The 18,086-nt window shown below is 38.1% G+C and carries 16 protein-coding genes and 1 pseudogene; 9 read left to right on the top strand and 8 right to left on the bottom strand.

Annotation, left to right across the window (positions count from 1 at the left end; all coding sequences use genetic code 11):
* Positions 1-209 precede the first annotated feature (209 nt).
* Positions 210-1,004: a YggN family protein gene (locus tag DC53_RS05850; protein ID WP_033030970.1), complete on the bottom strand. Its 795-nt coding sequence runs from the start codon at positions 1,002-1,004 to the stop codon at positions 210-212.
* Positions 1,005-1,391: 387 nt separating this feature from the next.
* Between DC53_RS05850 and DC53_RS05855 the strand changes: the two genes are divergently transcribed.
* Positions 1,392-1,577 carry a PA3496 family putative envelope integrity protein gene (locus DC53_RS05855; protein ID WP_007579801.1) on the top strand — a complete coding sequence of 62 codons (186 nt, stop codon included), beginning with the start codon at positions 1,392-1,394 and terminating at the stop codon, positions 1,575-1,577.
* Positions 1,578-1,695: 118 nt separating this feature from the next.
* On the opposite strand, the gene DC53_RS05860 is transcribed toward DC53_RS05855, so the two are convergent.
* From DC53_RS05860 to DC53_RS05870, 3 genes are all read right to left on the bottom strand, one after another.
* Positions 1,696-2,193 carry a glutathione peroxidase gene (locus tag DC53_RS05860; protein ID WP_033030969.1) on the bottom strand — a complete coding sequence of 166 codons (498 nt, stop codon included), beginning with the start codon at positions 2,191-2,193 and terminating at the stop codon, positions 1,696-1,698.
* Positions 2,194-2,266: 73 nt separating this feature from the next.
* Complete coding sequence (locus DC53_RS05865) at positions 2,267-2,566, bottom strand: AzlD domain-containing protein (RefSeq protein ID WP_004335020.1); 300 nt, start codon at positions 2,564-2,566, stop codon at positions 2,267-2,269.
* A complete protein-coding gene (locus DC53_RS05870; protein WP_033030968.1) occupies positions 2,563-3,267 on the bottom strand; it encodes an AzlC family ABC transporter permease in 705 nt (234 codons plus the stop codon). The genes DC53_RS05865 and DC53_RS05870 overlap by 4 nt, the downstream gene beginning before the upstream one ends.
* 107 nt (positions 3,268-3,374) lie before the next feature.
* On the opposite strand from DC53_RS05870, the gene DC53_RS05875 reads away from it, so the two are divergent.
* From DC53_RS05875 to DC53_RS05885, 4 genes and pseudogenes are all read left to right on the top strand, one after another.
* Entirely contained in the window at positions 3,375-4,031 is a 657-nt protein-coding gene (locus DC53_RS05875; protein WP_033030967.1) for a cytochrome b/b6 domain-containing protein, read from the top strand.
* Positions 4,032-4,258: 227 nt separating this feature from the next.
* Positions 4,259-4,827, top strand: a pseudogene (locus DC53_RS0120640) (chitin-binding protein).
* 144 nt (positions 4,828-4,971) lie between these two features.
* A complete protein-coding gene (locus tag DC53_RS05880; protein ID WP_033030966.1) occupies positions 4,972-7,047 on the top strand; it encodes a S9 family peptidase in 2,076 nt (691 codons plus the stop codon).
* 58 nt (positions 7,048-7,105) lie between these two features.
* Positions 7,106-7,504 carry a hypothetical protein gene (locus tag DC53_RS05885; RefSeq protein ID WP_008136499.1) on the top strand — a complete coding sequence of 133 codons (399 nt, stop codon included), beginning with the start codon at positions 7,106-7,108 and terminating at the stop codon, positions 7,502-7,504.
* A gap of 22 nt (positions 7,505-7,526) precedes the next feature.
* Here the strand turns inward: DC53_RS05885 and DC53_RS05890 are convergent, their stop codons facing one another.
* Positions 7,527-8,279, bottom strand: coding sequence for a LytR/AlgR family response regulator transcription factor (locus DC53_RS05890; RefSeq protein WP_033030965.1), 753 nt, complete (start codon positions 8,277-8,279; stop codon positions 7,527-7,529).
* Positions 8,280-8,531: 252 nt separating this feature from the next.
* Between DC53_RS05890 and DC53_RS05895 the strand changes: the two genes are divergently transcribed.
* A complete protein-coding gene (locus DC53_RS05895) occupies positions 8,532-11,474 on the top strand; it encodes a TonB-dependent receptor domain-containing protein (RefSeq protein ID WP_033030964.1) in 2,943 nt (980 codons plus the stop codon).
* Between the two features lie 225 nt (positions 11,475-11,699).
* Here the strand turns inward: DC53_RS05895 and DC53_RS05900 are convergent, their stop codons facing one another.
* On the bottom strand, positions 11,700-12,173 hold the full coding sequence (locus tag DC53_RS05900) for a Dps family protein (protein ID WP_007377885.1): 474 nt from the start codon (positions 12,171-12,173) through the stop codon (positions 11,700-11,702).
* A 335-nt stretch (positions 12,174-12,508) separates the two neighbouring features.
* Between DC53_RS05900 and DC53_RS05905 the strand changes: the two genes are divergently transcribed.
* Positions 12,509-12,718 carry a hypothetical protein gene (locus tag DC53_RS05905; RefSeq protein WP_007579816.1) on the top strand — a complete coding sequence of 70 codons (210 nt, stop codon included), beginning with the start codon at positions 12,509-12,511 and terminating at the stop codon, positions 12,716-12,718.
* Here the strand turns inward: DC53_RS05905 and DC53_RS05910 are convergent.
* Both DC53_RS05910 and DC53_RS05915 read right to left on the bottom strand, forming a co-directional pair.
* A complete protein-coding gene (locus DC53_RS05910; protein ID WP_033030961.1) occupies positions 12,715-13,320 on the bottom strand; it encodes a PGAP1-like alpha/beta domain-containing protein in 606 nt (201 codons plus the stop codon). The two genes, DC53_RS05905 and DC53_RS05910, sit on opposite strands and share 4 nt — an antisense overlap.
* A 184-nt stretch (positions 13,321-13,504) precedes the next feature.
* A complete protein-coding gene (locus DC53_RS05915; protein WP_033030971.1) occupies positions 13,505-14,041 on the bottom strand; it encodes a YaeQ family protein in 537 nt (178 codons plus the stop codon).
* 91 nt (positions 14,042-14,132) lie between these two features.
* Between DC53_RS05915 and ylqF the strand changes: the two genes are divergently transcribed.
* Both ylqF and fusA read left to right on the top strand, forming a co-directional pair.
* Positions 14,133-15,077, top strand: a complete 945-nt coding sequence (gene ylqF / locus DC53_RS05920) for a ribosome biogenesis GTPase YlqF (RefSeq protein ID WP_010554855.1) — start codon at positions 14,133-14,135, stop codon at positions 15,075-15,077.
* A 732-nt stretch (positions 15,078-15,809) separates the two neighbouring features.
* The gene (fusA, locus tag DC53_RS05925; protein WP_007378013.1) at positions 15,810-17,894 is read left to right on the top strand and encodes an elongation factor G; all 2,085 of its coding nucleotides are present in this window, start codon (positions 15,810-15,812) and stop codon (positions 17,892-17,894) included.
* The last annotated feature ends 192 nt before the right edge of the window (positions 17,895-18,086 follow it).

Genomic DNA, 18,086 nt, shown 5'->3' with positions numbered 1-18,086 from the left:
TTTGACGTTAAGAAAATTACGCTAGAACTAGGCAAATTTTTGTATCTAGTTGTTCTAAATAGAAAATTTTTAACGACGTTATAGTGCAATTTAATTCGTTAAATTGATCAAAGATTTATGCAGGTTGGTATAAGTTTGCGAAACACAAAAAAGCAGCATTTAAGTAAACTTAAGTGCTGCCAAAGGGATGTTAAATAACGTTTGCTGTACTAATTTTGTTTAAAGCTAAATAACTGGTAACCTTCAAGCTCTGGCACTTGCATTACTAATTGCTCTTCTTGTTTTGCAATATCAGCAAAGTTTCCACATAAAGAGTTAGCACGTTCTTCTAGTGCGCTTGCATGTAGCTCTACTTTTTCTTCTATTTGTGCGCCCATATTTTCCATACGTTGTTCAAAGGCATCCATATCACCGCCTGAACCAAGTAACTCAGAACCTAAAGCAACTAAAATACTGCCCATTGATTGCATCACTGCTGATTCAACCGCTGTTTCTATCTGCTGCTCAAATTGTTGTTCAAAGTTTTCGCCAAATTGATTAAAACTTTGTTGGCCCATCACAAATGTACCTTGCTGGTAAAATGTGTTTTCTACTTCGATTTTAATGTCATCCATAAGCTCAGACATATTATCAAGACCGTCAATATTAAATGCATTGCCTACTTCTTCTAATGCTACTCCGGCAATTTTAACACCCTCAAGCGCTATATTAGCTACTTCAGGTAATTGAGTGCGTAAGCTATCAGAGTACTTGGTTAGCGCGTCGCGCTGCGAACTATTCAGCGCTACAAGTTCGCCATTTACGGTTAAGTCACCATGGGTATTAAACTGCATGGTTTTATTGTTGGCGGTAAAAATTTCCAATTCGTTTGGCTTAATGCGCACATCATTTTTAAATTCGACGTTACATTCATCATTACTAAATGAAATTGCAGAATCGTTATCATTATGAGCCATAGCGGCTGGTGAACAAATTAATGCGCTAACTAATAGTAATTTTTTCATGTTTGTTCTCTACTTTTTGTTGATGACGATTAATTAATAACAAGTTTGATGCCAGTTTTATTTTTTAATATAAAACATATGGTTAACTGTTTTTGTTTGTTTTTTAGTAAATGAAATAAATTAATAAATAACTATTTTTTAGTCAAATTGGCTAACTAATAAAAATTAATAAATTTTATTTATCGATACGATAAAAAACTCTCACTTTCCTCAATTCAAATTTAGCGCTATTTATTCACATTACTGACATGAAGACTATTTACAGTAGTCACGTGGCTTTATTTTGATGTTAATTTGCACAGCATTTTGACGTTAAACATTTTAATTTTACCGACTATTGCGATAATAAAATCCTTGGTTGGTCTCAAACATTTTATGGAGTGGGTTGTGGGTAAGACATTTAGTTACGATGCGCTAGATGACGATTTTGTTGAAGACGAGTACGAAATGCTCGGCCGTAATCAACACGATAAGAACAAGCAAAAGGTTAAAAAGAAGTTGGAAGACTACCTTGAGCAAAAACGCTTGCGTAAAAATCTAGGCGAAGACGATTTAAGCGATTACACCGATTAAATTTCACTAGTATAAATAAAATACCAATTAATATTGAGAGTTTAAATGTGCAGTTATGTGTATGTTTAAGTTTCAATAGTATTGGCAATAAAGAGGCCTTGCGCCTCTTTATTACTTTTTAAAGCGTGCTTTTAGCCTGTGCCAAAGCTTTTTGAATTGTAAGTTCTAGCTTTTCGGGTTTAGTAAAAGGTGCATAACGTTTAATTGGCGTGCCATCTGCGGCAATTAAAAATTTAGTAAAATTCCACTTTATTTTACGTGTTAAAAAACCAGGTAAAGCCGATTTTAAATAACGAAAGACTGGGTGAGCATGCTTACCGTTTACATCTACTTTGGCCGCCATTAAAAAACTCACACCAAAATTAATTAAACATCCTTGCTCTATTTGTGTAGCGTCGCCGGGTTCTTGCTGACCAAATTGATTACACGGAAATCCTAAAATAACTAAACCTTGGCTGGCATATTTATTATGCAAAGCTTGAAGCGACTCGTATTGGTAGGTAAATCCACATTTACTTGCGGTATTAACAATAAGCACAACCTTACCTTCAAAATCACTAAAGTTAATAGGTTGACCCTGCAAGCTTGTTGCGCTTAATTGATGGAATTTGTGCATGTTGGCGTCTTTTTTATTATTGTTATTGGTATTTTAACCTGAGTACAGTATTTCATAAAGTATAAAGAGCGCTCTAATTTAAAATCAGAAATAGCCCCATACCGGCAAGTGTTGTGTAATAAATATTATGTGTTTTATAGGCAACAATGATGGCGACTATCGCTGCGCTTAAATAAGGGTTTTGCCAGTTTAAGTTAATGCCATCTTCATTTAAAAATACGATAGGCACCCAAATTGCTGTAAGCACCGCAGGTGCGCTAAAGCTTAAAAATTGCTGCATTTTAGGACCTACTTTAAACGGCAAAGCGCGGTGTAAAAATAAATAACGCGTAAAAAATGTAATACACGCCATGAGTAAAATAGTTGTCATCATGGCGTTGCTTCCTTTTTAGCGGTTAGCCTTGCTGTGCTATAACCTGCGGCCATTGCCAGCAGCGCTGAGCAAACAAGCCATAACTCAAATCCGGTACTTTTTAAAAGCGTTGCGCTAACGCCTGCTACAATTACCGTAACGAGTGAGGCCAAATTTTTGATTCCCGGAATAACCAACGCAATAAACGTGGCAGCAATCGCAAAGTCGAGCCCTAAATTAGTTAAGTCGGGCAGCATTGTGCCCGCTACAATGCCAATTAACGTCCAAATATTCCATGCAATATAAAAGCTAAAACCAGCGCTCAATGCGTATATTAAGCGTGTTTTTGTTCTATATGCTTTTCGATGATGAGAAAACGCAAATAGCTCGTCGGTTAAAACAAAGCTCACCGGTAAGCGCCAACGCATAGGTTGATCAATGACCTTATGACGCACAGCTAAACCGTATAAAAAGTGCCGAGAGCTAATAATAAATGTTGTGAATAAAATTGTGAGCAATGGTGTGTTGCCCGCCATAAGTTCAATCGCAACAAGCTGTGCAGAGCCTGCAAATACTAATAACGACATTGCTTGGGTTTCAAAGGCGCTAAAACCATTTTGAATCGCTAAAGAGCCGCATAAAATACCCCAAGGAACAACGGCTAAACACAGTGGTAGCATATCTAAAAAGCCTTTTAAAATAGCTTTTTTAACTGGTTGCATGATATTTACTCTCACGGCTTGTAGAATGGCTCATAAGGATACCTTAATATTATGATGTTAAAGTAGTTAACAAATTAAATAATACTGTTTTTTTAAGGATAGGCACAATGACGACGTTAAAAGTGTGGGATGGGTTTATTAGATGCTTCCATTGGTTTTTGGTTGTAAGTATTGCAGTGCTTTATTTTAGTATTGAAGAGGGCATGATTGAGCTTCACTTTGTTGCAGGTTTTTTTACTTTAGCACTTATAGTAACACGTTTAATATGGGGTGTTATTGGTAGTAAAACCGCGAGATTAAGTGGGTTACTGCACTCTCCTGGTGCTATTTTAAAGGCGCTAAAAATACCAAGCGAATCGTTAGGCCATTCGGCACTCGGTAGCTGTATGGTGATAGTGTTTTTTATATTGATCATAACGCAACTTGTAAGTGGCTTAATGAGCAGTGATGGTATTTTAACTGACGGGCCGCTTGCTCAATATGTGTCTAGCGATACGATTGATTTTGCCAATTGGCTACATGAGCTGAATTTTGACATTTTACTTTATGCTATTGGCTTGCATGTATTGGCTATTATTGTTTACAGAATAAAAGGAAAACCGCTAGTTAAGGCGATGATCACAGGCTCAAAAGAGTTAAAAGCGGATGACTCTGAGGCTAAAGTAACAAAAGCGTCTTGGCCTGCGTGGTTAATATTTATATCTTTATTGGTGTTGCTGGTATTTACGTGGGCGAAAGAGCCTTTAACTTATTTATTTAGTTAAAAACACATTAAACCAACCTTAAAGGGTTGGGTTTTTATTTTGGTTACATTCTTTTGTTTGATTGTTGTGTGATTGCAAATTATAATCATCAAGTTGTTAGCTTATTAAGGTGAGGATAAATTTTTTTGCACGATTTATTAGTGCGTATAACTTGCCCTAGATGTATTTTTTGTGTATCCATATAGGTATGGGTAATAGTTTGTGACTCTTAAGGTGTTGCTGTGTTTATGCATACGTCGTTGGCCTGTGGAAAGTGGTCGACTATAGGTTGTTTAAATCATCATACCCAATTATTTATTGGTGATGTGGTGAGTGTAACCTTTTATGACTTGCAAGGAGAGCTAGTCAGTTTATCGTTTGATTATAAAATCACCTCGTTAGAGCAAGGTGAACCCCATGCATGGCCGCGTTTAGTTGCCGAGCACATTAATGTGCATATACCATTAATAAGCGCAGGGCGAATGACTGAACAAGGGCTCGTTGTTGCTTATCGACAAAACGAAATTTTTGCATTGCAAAGTAGTGGTATTTGTAAAGCCCAAGTTGATTTTCATTGCATCGCGAAATGTGATGATTATGTAGTTAAAGAATGTGACGCATATGAATTTATTTATCCACAAAGTAGCGATTCTTACAATGCAGGTACAAAAGTACTACAACCTAAAACGGGAAAAATTTATCAATGTAGGCCTTGGCCATTCAATGAATTTTGCCGTGTTAATGATGAGAATAAAGTTATGTTTGACCCGGCATTGGACAAAGCTGGGCTATGGCATGGATACAAGTATCAGATTAATAAATATAAATAACCTTCTTCCCATAGGTAGAACGATTTTAGTAATGAAACGTATTACCTTCTAAGCCCTCTCAACTATTGAGTGGGCTTTTTTATTTTTATGGTAAACTGCAATTATTGTTATTTTTCAAATTGGTCTTTTCTGTGCCTCATCCTGATCACTCTCTAAATTTATTGTCTAACGTCCCTATCGCTAAAAAGCAAGCTTATATACTCAATGCGCATAATAAAACACGTGTCGATAACTATTATTGGATGCGTGATGATGAACGTCAAAATGAACACGTACTAGCGCATTTGCATGCTGAGAATACCTATTGTGATAAACAGTTAGCACCTATAAAACCATTACAAAATACACTATTTGAAGAGCTTAAAGCGCGTATTGTAAAAGACGATAACTCGGTACCTGTGAAAGACGGAAAGTATTGGTATCACTCAGAAGTGCGTGGCGATGATGAATATTCACGCCATTACCGCAGTACCAGCATAGAGGCTGATAATAAAGAGCTTTTACTAGATATAAATGTGCTAGCGGCAGGGTTCGAATTTTTTGAATTAGGTGAAGTCGCTCTTAGCCCGTGTGAACAACTTATGGCTTATTCTGAAGATACTGAAGGCCGACGTATATATTTAGTGCGCTTTAAAAACCTTGAAACAGGTGAGATGCTACCTGATGTACTTGAAAACACAGAAGGGCAAGTTGTTTGGGCTAATGACAATAAAACCGTTTTTTATGTTAAAAAAGATTTAAAAACATTATTAGGCTATCAAGTGTTTCGGCATGAGCTTGGTAGCGAGCAAAGCCAAGACGTAATGGTTTACGAAGAGCAAGATAGTAGCTTTTTTATGGGGCTTGGTAAAAGCCGCGACGAAAGCTTAATTATTATTGATTTAGCATCGACAGAGACCAACGATACATGGGTGCTTGATGCTAATAAGCCCACTGGCGAATTTGAAGCATTAATGCCGCGTGAAGATGGCCACGAGTTTGACGTAGATAAGCTAGGTGACACATTTTATATTGTGACTAACTGGCAAGCTAAAAACTTTAGATTAATGACGGCAACAAACGAAACGATTGCTGATAAAACTCAATGGTTTGAGCATACAGCTCACAGAGAAAATGTCCTGCTTGAAGGTGTCGAGTTATTTAATGACTTTTTAGTATTGAGTGAACGCGAACAAGGGCAAGCTCGATTTGTAGTTGTTAATAGGCAAGGAAATTGTATGGCACTTGAGTTTGCCGATCCTTGTTATTATGCTGCAATAGCAATGAACCCAGAGCCAGACACTCGCACTGCACGTATTTATTACTCAAGCTTAACAACACCAGGTTCTTTATATGACGTTGATTTAGCAACAGGCGAAAAAACACTACTTAAACAGCAAAAAGTACTGGGTAGTTTTAATGCCGATGACTATCAGTCGGAGCGATTAATGGTAACTGCTCGCGACGGAATCAAAGTCCCCGCATCTGTTGTTTATCGAAAAGACAGCTTTAAAAAAGATGGCTCAAATCCGTTATTTCAATACGGCTATGGTGCGTATGGCTATACGATTGATCCAAGTTTTTCAAGTTCATCGCTGAGCTTGCTCGATCGTGGTTTTGTTTATGTAATAGCACATGTTCGAGGCTCTGAAATGCTAGGTCGCGAGTGGTACGAACAAGGTAAAAAAGAGCATAAACAAAATAGCTTTAGTGACTTTATTGATGTGACAAAAGCGCTTGTTGCACAAGGCTATTGTGATAGCAGCAAGGTGTTTGCCTCAGGCGGCAGTGCAGGTGGTTTATTAATGGGGGCGGTTGTAAACCAAGCACCAGAGTTATATTGCGGTGTTGGCTGTCACGTGCCATTTTTAGACGTATTAACCACGATGCTTGATGAGAGTATTCCGCTCACAACAAATGAATATGATGAATGGGGTAATCCAAATGAGCCTCAGTTTTATGATGTAATTGAAGCTTACTCGCCGTATGACAATATTCGCGCCCAAAACTATCCGAACATACTCGTTACTACCGGTCTTCACGACTCGCAAGTGCAGTATTGGGAGCCTATGAAGTGGGTTGCAAAAATGCGTGAGCTCAAAACGGATAGTAATATTTTAGTCTTTAAAACAGATATGGATGCAGGGCACGGTGGTGCATCAGGTCGTTTTAAAAGCTTAGAAGAAAAAGCCCTCGAAATGGCCTTTTTTATTGCTCTGTTAAATTAACTGCAAAATTGGAAAATTGTATTATTCTATATATAAGTTGATATCTGTAAGGCAATTTATGTTTGGAGCACATGGCGAATTCCAGATTTTCTCGCAGCCACCTCATATGTATTTAAAATTGAAGGGGAGCTTTAATAATGAAGGTATAACATCATTAACTAATGGTGTTATTCAAGAATTGAGCACTCACCCTGAAAATACGATTAAGTTTGTGATTGTTAACTTAAAAGAGTTTGAGCTGTTAACTCTGGATAGTCTTGATTCGCTAGAGGCCTATTTTGCGGGTGTAAAAGAACTTGGCTATCAACGAGTTGACTATATAAACATTAATATCATAGCTAAAAACATGTTTGAAAAAGTATGGAAAAATAGCGATGTAGAAGTTAATTTTTATAAAGATACTGAAAGCTATTTATTAGAGCGTCCAAATGACAGTTATATAAAACAGAACTGGTAATTAATATGAGTATTATAAACCGCTACTGAAGAGGGCTTATAATACTCTCTAAACAGCCTTTATAGCGCCTTGAAAGGTTTAAGCACATATCGTTTTTTAGCCTTACTTTATAATCGCCACTGTCAGTAGGCATCAGTTCACAAATAGCTTGTTTTCTTACCAGCGTTGAGCGATGAATACGAATAAACCCTTCAGGCTCTAGCTGCTGCTCAATATTTTTCATGGTTTCGCGGTGTAATACCGGTGTACTACCTTGGGTAAAATGCAGCTCTACATAATTGCCTGCACCATTTATCCAAATAATATCATTGATATCAATTAATCTTACCTTACCTACATCTTTAACTACTATATGTGATGATGATTTTTCAGTTTGTGCGCTTTGCTGATATTGACGTTCGGCCGTGCTTGCAATCGGGCAAAGGTGAATCAGTTTATCAAAGCATTTATCAATACGTGGTGCAGTTGAATCTAATATTAAAAAATCAACCGCGCCCACTTCAAAAGCAAAACTCGCAAAACGGTCCGACTGGGCAATAATGACTAATTTCAGTTTTTTAGCAAGTTCAGTTAAATGCACTATTTGCATAGGGTCAGACATGCTTGTTAACTCATAAAAAAGTACGTTGTATTGACTTGTATCTATCTGATCTAACCTCTTTTGTTGTGTTAGGGATTGAGATTCAAAGTGTCTATGTTCTTGCACTCTACTTGTTAAAAATGTTGCAAACTTAGTGTTGCTAACAAATGTTAATGCATGAAAAGAAGCTGCCATTATTTTATACCCTCGTTGTACAGATTAATAAAGACCGTACTTAATGGAAAAAAATGTTACGAAAACATAATATTTTTATAAAGTCATCGTGATTTGCTCACTTATCCCGCCAAACTTGCAGCTTGTACCAATATAGATGCCTTGTAAGGAACGCGTATAGAGTCTCAATGCTAATCCTCTTAGTGTTGTCCGCGAGGTAACTATTTAGTTACAAAAATAACAATTCAAGAAAAAATAATTCAGGGGAATTACATGGTATTAACTAACAATGGTAGTGAGCGATTATTTAAAAAATCGTCGCTAACAGTAGCGCTAAGCAGCGTATTACTAGCGGGATTTTCATTTCAAGGTATTGCAGCCGAAGAGGATGAAATAAAAAAAATAGAACGAGTTCAAGTAACAGGTTCTCGTATTCGTTCAGCTGAGGCTATGTCCTCTGCGCCAATTCAGGTTGTAGATAGTGCAGCAATTGATGCATCTGGTTCTCTTAATATTCAAAATCTATTATTAGATAACCCTGCATTCGGTTCACCAGCTATTAGCCGTACTAATTCAAACTTCAACACAGCAAGTGCTGGTGTTGCAACGGTTGATTTGCGTAATTTAGGATCAGAAAGAACATTAGTACTTGTTAATGGTCGCCGTTATGTATCGGGTTTACCTGGTAGCTCAGCAGTAGATTTAAACACTATTCCTAGCCAGTTTATTGAGCGAGTTGAAATTATGACTGGTGGCGCATCATCAGTATATGGTTCAGATGCAGTGGCAGGTGTGGTTAACTTTGTTTTAAAAGATGACTTTGAAGGTATCGAATTTGAAGGCCAATTTGGCGAATCAAAAGAAGGTGATGACCAGTCTCGACAATTTTCTTTTACATCTGGTTTAACCAGCAATGATGGCAAAGGCCATGCAATGTTCCACTTAGGTTATTCTGATCAGGGTGCTGTTTATTCTCGTGATCGTGACCGTTCTGCCGTGGACCAATTTTCACAAATCTTTTTTGAAGATGATCCAGCCGCTAATCCAAATGCTATTTTTGATGCCGTACGTCCTTTCTTCTCATCATTCCCACCTCAAGGTCGATTTGATGCAGGGGATACTCGTTTTACATTTGATCAAAATAATAATCTACAAGACTCGTTTAGCACTAATGGTGGCGATGGTGTTGCTGCAAATGGCTTTAACCGAAGTGGTGTTCGTACAATCGCGATTCCAACAGAGCGTTACTTATTTGCATCAAATGGTAGTTATGAACTAAATGATAAACACAGTTTTTTCTATGAAGGGACATATGCATCTAGCACAACTCGCTCAGAGTTAGAACCATTCCCATTTGCATCTGATGATATTTACGCTAATGGCCGTGTTCCTATTGAATTTGAAGTTAATGGAGAGTTATTGCGCAATGCCTTCGTACCTGATGATATTTATAATGCAGCAACAGATACAGATGGTGACGGTAGCCGAGATATTTTCTTTGCAAAGCGTTTGAGCGACATTGGTAACCGTGGAGCACGTGCAGAGCGTGATACGTTCCGTATTGCATTAGGTTTTCAAGGTGAAATCAATGATAATTGGTTTTACGACACTTATTATGTATATGGTAAAACAAAAGAGTCACAAGTATCAGGTGGTTTGGTTAACGTACAAAGTTTCCGTCAAGGTTTAGAGGCTGTTAACGATCGCTTTGATTTAGATGGCGATGGCATAACTAACGAAGCAATCTGTATTGATGAAACAGCTCGGGGCTTCAGCTGTGCGCCGGTTAATATTTTTGGCTTTAATTCACTATCGCAAGATGCTATTGATTTTGTACGCGCTCCTAGTTCTCTCTCTACTTCTGTAGAACAAGAAATTATTGGTGGTAATATCTCTGGTGACTTATTTGAGTTACCAGCAGGTACAGTGGGGATTGCTGCCGGTTTTGAGTATCGTGAAGAGTTTTCTCGTAGTGAATTTGATGCATTACAACAATCGGGCCTTAATGCGGGTAATGCAATTCCAGCAACAGAAGGTTCATTTGATGTAACTGAATATTATGTTGAAACAAATATTCCAGTACTTGATTCAATTACTATGAATGCAGCAGTGCGTTTGTCTGATTACTCTACAGTAGGTAATACTGAGAGTTGGAATGTAGGTTTAGATTGGGAAGTAACAGATAGCTTACGTTTACGTGCAACTCGAGCACGCTCAACCCGTGCACCTAATATTGATGAATTATTTTCTCCACCCTCACAAACATTTCCAAGTGGCTTAAACGATCCTTGTTTAGGAATTACAAGTAGTGGTGGTGGTGCATCAGGCGATTCATGTCGTGCAGATGTTGGTGTTGCCAGCAATATTGCTACCAATGGTGCGTTTACGCTTAACCAATCTGATTTACAAGGTATCAGTGGTTTTAACCGTGGCAATACCGATCTTAAAGAAGAAGTGGGTGACTCAGTGACAGTGGGGGTTGTTTTTACACCTGAAAACTTAATATCGGGTTTAGATATCACACTTGACTACTTTGATATAGAAATTGATGATGCAATAGTTTCTACCCCTCGCCAGTTTATTCTTGAGCAATGTTATGGTGGTGGTGATGATAGTTTCTGTAATTTCATTACACGTCGCGGTGCTCCATCGGGTAATAACAGTGCAGGTTCGCTAGAATTTATCGATAGTGGTGTGTCGAACAGCGGTGGTTTAGGGACTGAAGGTGTCGACTTAACGTTAACTTACGCTACTGATATAGGGCCTGGTGCATTCAAAACTCGCCTAGCATATACCTATTTAATTGATGGTTACAGTATTCCATTACCAGGTGCAGATAAAGATGTATTCGCTGGTGAAGTTGGCGCATCTGAACATAAAGCAAACTGGAACTTTGGCTATAAAGTTAATGACTTCGACTTTAATTGGAGTATGACATTTACTGGAAGCGCAGATTTTGACGATCAATTCTTAAGTGGCTTGAATATTCCGGCTGGCTCAGTTGGTGTTGGCTCTGTAACATACCATGATGTGCAAGCAAGCTATCATATCAGTGATTCAATGGAGTTATATGCAGGGGCTAATAACTTATTTGATAAAGAGCCACCGCGTATCGTTTCTGGTATTAGTGGTTCTGATACGGGTACTGAAACTGATGCGGGTACGTATGATCCAATCGGTCAAACTATATACATTGGTTTTAGAAGTAAGTTTTAATCAACAATAGCAGTATTAGCTTCTAGTATTGTTATTCACAATAAAAAGCCTCGGTTGTCACTGAGGCTTTTTTATTACCCGCTTAAGTCAAAAAAAACGCCACTGGTAACAGGTGCGTTGTTTAGATTGAATAAGGGGTTAATATAATAATCGAAACGTTTGATTATTCGACGATTCATCCCTAATAAAGCCCTCTATAAGGGCTTTTATCTTTTTAGATTAAAATTAATCTAAGTACGCTTTTAACATCCAAACCAGTTTTTCTTGCTCTGAGATGTAATCACTCATTAGTGAGGCTGTGCCTTCATCGTCTGCATCACCTGCTTGGTTTAAAATATCGCGCTGCATGTGAATTAACGTACTGTAACCAGCAAGTAGGTTCTCTACGGCTGTAACACCATCACTAATACCTTTAGCTTCTTTAATTTTACTTACTTCGAGGTAATCAGAAAATGCATGTAATGGAGCGCCATCTAACGTCAAAATACGTTCGGCAACTTCATCTACTTTTAAAAGTAATAAGTTATAAATTTCTTCAAATTTAACGTGTAGCTCAAAAAAGTTACGGCCTTTAATATTCCAGTGAAAACCACGCGCATTCATGTATTGAATTTGGTAGCTGCTTAATAGCGTATTGAGTGATTTTACGATGTCATCACTTTTTGCACTGTTTAGACCTATTGCGTTTACCTGTGACATAACTTGCTCCTTGAATAACCGTTGATTTGTGAACTTGTGATAAGTATTACTAATTTCGATAAATTAGTAAAATCGTTTGAATTTATCTGGTTAATCGTTTTAACCTATCAATTGTTCTTGGTATCTGGATTCACTTTAGACTATTAATAGAAGTGGGACTGATTAATAAAAATACTACCCCTCAAAAATAAATAAAACTTAAAAGTATATAAATCATGATCTGAAACAAACTTTATCTAAGGTAATAACTTAGCTATTTTTTTATTGATGTAGGTCAAAAATCATCCATCCTAACGGCGCATAATAATGTTGTCGAAATAATTAGGAGAGATAACATGCATGCAAAAACAGCGAAACAAAATAAAGCAGAGTTAATCGTGGTAGGAATTGCAGTCATCGCATTTGTGCTTGGGCTAGTAGCGCACTTAGCAGGTGCAAGCTTTGCTAATTCAGACTTTTTTGGTTACATAGCAGCGCCCATTCCGCTGATACTGGCAGTGGTATTTTTAATTAGTTATAAAATAGCAGCCAATGCTGAGGATTAATCTTTCTCGCTTAAGCATTTTAAAATGTAGTCGACCACTTCGCGTGAGTAAATCATACTGGTATGGCTTAAATGGAACACTTTATGTTCAGCCATACCTTTGAGCTTAGTTTCATCAAGTAATACAGTGCCATCTGATTTACTGCCTTTAACTATAAGGGGCATTAAACCAATGGGTAAGTCACCTGCAATACTAAAAAGCTTCGCTTTAAACGGCCAGTTACCATTTTGTGTAAGCAAAAATTCAACGCTATTTTTTAAAAAAGACTCAAACCCTTTTTGCTTCATTTTTTGTGCAATATGGCTACCTTGATGAGGCGTGCCTAAAGTAACTACTTTTGTAATGTGTTGGCTTGCAACTGAATTAGCTTCTAGGTATGCGCGAGCGACTAATCCGCCCATTGAGTGACATACGAGTGCAGAAGGTTCACCTGCAATAAATTCATCAATTTGAGCAAAAATAGCATCGCGGTTTGGATCAAGCGTATTATAAGTAAGGTTTAATACCTTAACACCAGATTCTTCCAAGCGAGAGCACAGTGGGCGCATAACAAAGCCAGACATATACAAGCCATGTAAAACAATAACGTGTTTAACTTTCATATGCTCCCTAATACCAATTTTATTAAAAACATGATCATTCTAGCGTATTAAATAACCCGCTACCTGCGTTAAAAATTATTTATATAGAACAACTATATGTCATAATTTTCGCCTTGTTATCGACTTATTTCCTTGTCGCTATAATAGATAACTAATTTAATGCAATTGGTATAACCTATCTTAGTTACATCAATTGCTGTGGTTTTATTTCAATATTGGTTGTATCGGTGTTTACCCACACTTCACCATCTTGAATGGTAATGGCGAGCTTGATACCACGATCAACCAAAGCAGCAAGTGCTTGTGTTGCTGCATAATCAAGGCTAAAAATACTTAAGTTTTTAAATTCATACAATTTAGGTTGGTGTTTTTGCCACCAAATTGCTTGATTGTTTTCACCATAAGTATATAGCACCACTTTTTTAGATTTATTACAGGCTTTTTTAAGACGTTTTTCATCTGGTAAGCCAAGTTCAATCCATAGTTCTATTTCTTCACTATAGCTTACATGCCAAAGTTCAGGCTCATCATCAGCACTTAATCCTTTAGTAAATTCTAAACCATCACAGCTATTGAGTGCAAAAGCGAGTAAGCGAATCATTAACCGTTGGTCGGTTTCTGACGGATGTTGTGCCAAGGTTAAACTAAAATCTTGGTAAACGTGGCGGTCCATATCGCTAAGCGATAATTGCACCTTCATAATGGTGGATTTAAGAGCCATAACAACTAATCTAAAAAAATTTGCGCCAGTATAGCGCAATTAAATGAATTGCCAGTTAAAATAGCGGTTAATTATACGTTAGGAGTTAAAAATGGCTATCCAGTGGTTCCCTGGGCATATGAATAAAGCCCGTAATGAAATTAAAGAAATAATGCCACAAATGGATGTGATCATTGAAGTGCTAGATGCGCGCATTCCCTACAGTAGCGAAAACCCGATGGTGGCAACCTTGCGTGAAGGTAAGCCAGTTATCAAAATAATGAACAAAGCTGATTTAGCTGATCCTAAAATGACGCAAATTTGGAAGGATTATTTTGAACAAGAAAATGGCGTTAAAGCGATTTCTTTTGGGCATGATAAAGCAGCTGAAGTACACCGTATTAATGAGCTTTGTAAAAAGCTAGTGCCGCATAAAGTGGGTGCAGATAAGCAAATTAAAGCCATGATCATGGGGATTCCTAACGTGGGTAAATCTACGTTAATTAATGTATTGGCTGGGCGTATAGTTGCAAAAACAGGTAATGAGCCTGCTGTTACTAAAGCGCAACAACGCATTAAGCTTGAAGACGGTATTATGCTTTACGATACGCCAGGTATGCTTTGGCCAAAAGTAGAAAACGAAAACTCAGGTTATCGCTTAGGCGCTACAGGTGCCATTCGTGATACCGCACTTGAGTATGAAGAAGTAGCAAGTTATACCGCTGAATATTTATTACGTGCTTATCCTGAGCTTTTAAAAGCGCGCTATAAAATCGCTGAACTGCCTGAAAGTGACTGGGAGTTTGTCGAAATGGCAGGTAAAAAACGCGGTTGTATTCGTGGTGGAAACCAAATCGACACGTACAAAATGTCTGAAATCCTAATTAACGAACTGCGCGATGGTATTATTGGCCGTATTACGATGGAAACTCCGCAAATGCGTGAGGAAGAAGAAGTAATGGTTGCTGGTTTACGCGCGGCAGCAGAAGCTAAAAAACAAGCTAAAGAAGAAGAGAAGCTTCAGCGTCGAGCGCGAGCACGTAAAAACCGTCGTTAATTGATTTAGTTTAATTTAACCAACTAAATTACAGACATAAAAAAAGCCCGTAAGGGCTTTTTTAGTTTCATATCTACCGTCACCGATATGAGCAATGTAGCAAGTAAAACAGTAGGGCGGTTACTCGTCATCAACATCAAGGGGCGTTGCGGCTCATAACAAGTAACCATAGCTGTTAACGTGCGCCACACGTTGTTTCAGGGTCGAGAAACAAATCAATTCATTCCGTTACAAGTCAGTATGCTTGCCGTCTTGTTGATAGTGATTATCAGTTAGATTCAAGTGTCTGTCAACACTCAAATGCAAATAATTCTTATTATCTTGTTGTGCAACTTGTAAGCTGATGTAAAGCATGAAAAAATTGCGACTATTTAATTTTTCTTCATCTTGGGTGATATATGCGGTGATTAAATCGCTCTTAGTTTAAACAAGTATTAGTTTTTAAAGATTAGTAATTTCTGAGTATATATTAAAGTTTTAGCTGTTTAAGCTATGGTAGTGTGTTGTTCCAAAATAACGAAATAACTTTATGTACCTAAAGTTAGGGCGAGAAAAAAATAGTGTTTTCATTATGTTACATGCGATTCTCAACTTGAAATACAAAATAGACCTTGCGCATAAAAAAAATATATTGAATTGATTGCATTTTAAGCGGCTTGCATGGTGATGTTCGCTTTAAGTGATGTTATACTCCTGCCGAATAATTTATCGACTTTATTAAGAGTAAAATTAATGGCAGATTTATCGAAGTACAGAAACATTGGTATTTTCGCGCACGTTGATGCGGGTAAAACCACGACTACTGAGCGTATCCTAAAGCTTACTGGTCAAATCCATAAAACAGGTGAGGTTCATGATGGTGAATCTACTACTGACTTCATGGAACAAGAAGCTGAGCGCGGTATTACTATTCAGTCTGCGGCTGTAAGCTGTTTCTGGAAAGATCACCGTTTTAACGTTATCGATACTCCTGGACACGTTGACTTCACAGTAGAAGTTTACCGTTCACTTAAAGTATTAGATGGCGGTGTTGGTGTGTTCTGTGGTTCTGGTGGTGTTGAACCACAATCAGAAACTAACTGGCGTTATGCTAATGATTCAGAAGTTGCACGTATTATCTTCGTAAATAAATTAGACCGTATGGGTGCTGATTTTTACCGTGTAACTGAGCAAGTACGTAAAGTACTTGGTGCTGTACCACTAATCATGACTTTACCAATTGGTATTGAAGATGAATTTGTTGGTGTTGTAGATGTTTTAACTAAAAAAGCATACGTTTGGGATGACACTGGTCTTCCTGAAAACTACGAAATTACAGACGTTCCTGCAGACATGGTAGAAAAAACTGACGAGTATTATGAAATGCTTGTTGAAACTGCCCTTGAGCAAGACGATGAACTACTTGAAGCTTACATGGAAGGTGAAGCACCTTCTGTAGAAGACATCAAGCGTTGTATCCGTAAAGGTACACGTGAGCTTGCTTTCTTCCCTACATACTGTGGTTCAGCGTTTAAGAACAAAGGTATGCAGCTTATTCTTGATGCTGTTGTTGATTACCTACCATCTCCTACAGAAGTTGATCCTCAACCTCTTATGGATGAAGAAGGTAACGAAAATGGCGAATTTGCAATCGTTTCTGCAGATGAACCTTTCAAAGCGTTAGCATTCAAAATAATGGATGACCGTTTTGGTGCATTAACATTCGTACGTATTTACTCAGGTAAACTAAATAAGGGTGACACTATCCTTAACTCGTTTACTGGTAAAACTGAGCGTGTTGGCCGTATGGTTGAGATGCAAGCAGATGACCGTAACGAATTAACTAGCGCACAAGCTGGTGACATCATTGCTATCGTAGGCATGAAAAACGTGCAAACTGGTCACACTTTATGTGATCCTAAGCACCCAGTAACACTTGAGCCAATGGTATTCCCAACTCCAGTAATCTCGATTGCTGTACAGCCTAAAGATAAAGGCGGTAATGAGAAAATGGGTGTTGCTATCGGTAAAATGGTTGCAGAAGATCCATCTTTCCAAGTTGAGACTGATGAAGATTCAGGCGAGACTATTCTTAAAGGCATGGGTGAGCTTCACTTAGATATCAAAGTAGATATCCTTAAGCGTACTTACGGCGTAGACCTTATTGTTGGTCAACCACAAGTTGCTTACCGTGAAACTATCACTCGTGAAATCGAAGATAGCTACACGCATAAGAAACAATCTGGTGGTTCTGGTCAGTTTGGTAAAATCGACTACCGCATCAAGCCAGGTGAAGTTGCTTCAGGCTTCACGTTTAAATCATCAGTTGTTGGTGGTAACGTACCTAAAGAATTCTGGCCTGCAGTTGAGAAAGGCTTTAAGTCAATGATGGGCGAAGGTGTTCTAGCTGGCTTCCCAGTACTTGACGTTGAAGTTGAACTTTTCGACGGTGGCTTCCATGCCGTGGATTCATCTGCAATCGCGTTCGAAATCGCTGCTAAAGGCGCTTTCCGTCAATCGATCCCTAAAGCGGGCGCACAACTTCTTGAGCCAATCATGAAAGTTGACGTGTTCACTCCAGAAGATCACGTTGGTGATGTTATCGGTGACCTTAACCGTCGTCGTGGCATGATGAAAGACCAAGAAGCTGGTTTAACAGGCATCCGTATTAAGGCAGATGTACCGTTATCAGAAATGTTCGGTTACATCGGTACACTACGTACAATGACATCGGGTCGTGGTCAGTTCTCTATGGAGTTCTCACACTACGCTGCATGTCCAGCTAACGTAGCTGAAACTGTAATCGCTGCAGAAAAAGAGAAAAAAGCAGCTAAGTAATTAGCTCTTTAACTCTTTAAAAAAACCCGCACATGTTGCGGGTTTTTTATTGCCTATAATTTTTGGATAAGAATATGCCAAGGAGGAGTTGCTCTATATTTTTAATAAAAGCATGTTCATTTATGTGGTCTGCTATTTTTTATTAGGTTAATTTTTGATGGGAGATCTTAACTAATACCAACCTGCATAAAT

The sequence above is a fragment of the Pseudoalteromonas fuliginea genome, from assembly GCF_000690055.1.
In the GTDB taxonomy this organism is placed as follows: Bacteria; Pseudomonadota; Gammaproteobacteria; order Enterobacterales; family Alteromonadaceae; genus Pseudoalteromonas; species Pseudoalteromonas fuliginea.
The sequence above is the reverse complement of the archived record's forward strand: the minus strand, read 5'-3'. Positions and strand labels throughout refer to the sequence as shown.

Bases quoted from the DNA above. Each gene is read 5' to 3' on its own strand.
- DC53_RS05850 (WP_033030970.1), bottom strand. From the start codon at position 1,004: ATGAAAAAATTACTATTAGTTAGCGCATTAATTTGTTCACCAGCCGCT.
- DC53_RS05860 (WP_033030969.1), bottom strand. From the start codon at position 2,193: ATGCACAAATTCCATCAATTAAGCGCAACAAGCTTGCAGGGTCAACCT.
- DC53_RS05865 (WP_004335020.1), bottom strand. From the start codon at position 2,566: ATGATGACAACTATTTTACTCATGGCGTGTATTACATTTTTTACGCGT.
- DC53_RS05870 (WP_033030968.1), bottom strand. From the start codon at position 3,267: ATGCAACCAGTTAAAAAAGCTATTTTAAAAGGCTTTTTAGATATGCTA.
- DC53_RS05875 (WP_033030967.1), top strand. From the start codon at position 3,375: ATGACGACGTTAAAAGTGTGGGATGGGTTTATTAGATGCTTCCATTGG.
- DC53_RS05885 (WP_008136499.1), top strand. From the start codon at position 7,106: ATGTTTGGAGCACATGGCGAATTCCAGATTTTCTCGCAGCCACCTCAT.
- DC53_RS05890 (WP_033030965.1), bottom strand. From the start codon at position 8,279: ATGGCAGCTTCTTTTCATGCATTAACATTTGTTAGCAACACTAAGTTT.
- DC53_RS05895 (WP_033030964.1), top strand. From the start codon at position 8,532: ATGGTATTAACTAACAATGGTAGTGAGCGATTATTTAAAAAATCGTCG.
- DC53_RS05900 (WP_007377885.1), bottom strand. From the start codon at position 12,173: ATGTCACAGGTAAACGCAATAGGTCTAAACAGTGCAAAAAGTGATGAC.
- DC53_RS05905 (WP_007579816.1), top strand. From the start codon at position 12,509: ATGCATGCAAAAACAGCGAAACAAAATAAAGCAGAGTTAATCGTGGTA.
- DC53_RS05910 (WP_033030961.1), bottom strand. From the start codon at position 13,320: ATGAAAGTTAAACACGTTATTGTTTTACATGGCTTGTATATGTCTGGC.
- DC53_RS05915 (WP_033030971.1), bottom strand. From the start codon at position 14,041: ATGGCTCTTAAATCCACCATTATGAAGGTGCAATTATCGCTTAGCGAT.
- ylqF (WP_010554855.1), top strand. From the start codon at position 14,133: ATGGCTATCCAGTGGTTCCCTGGGCATATGAATAAAGCCCGTAATGAA.
- fusA (WP_007378013.1), top strand. From the start codon at position 15,810: ATGGCAGATTTATCGAAGTACAGAAACATTGGTATTTTCGCGCACGTT.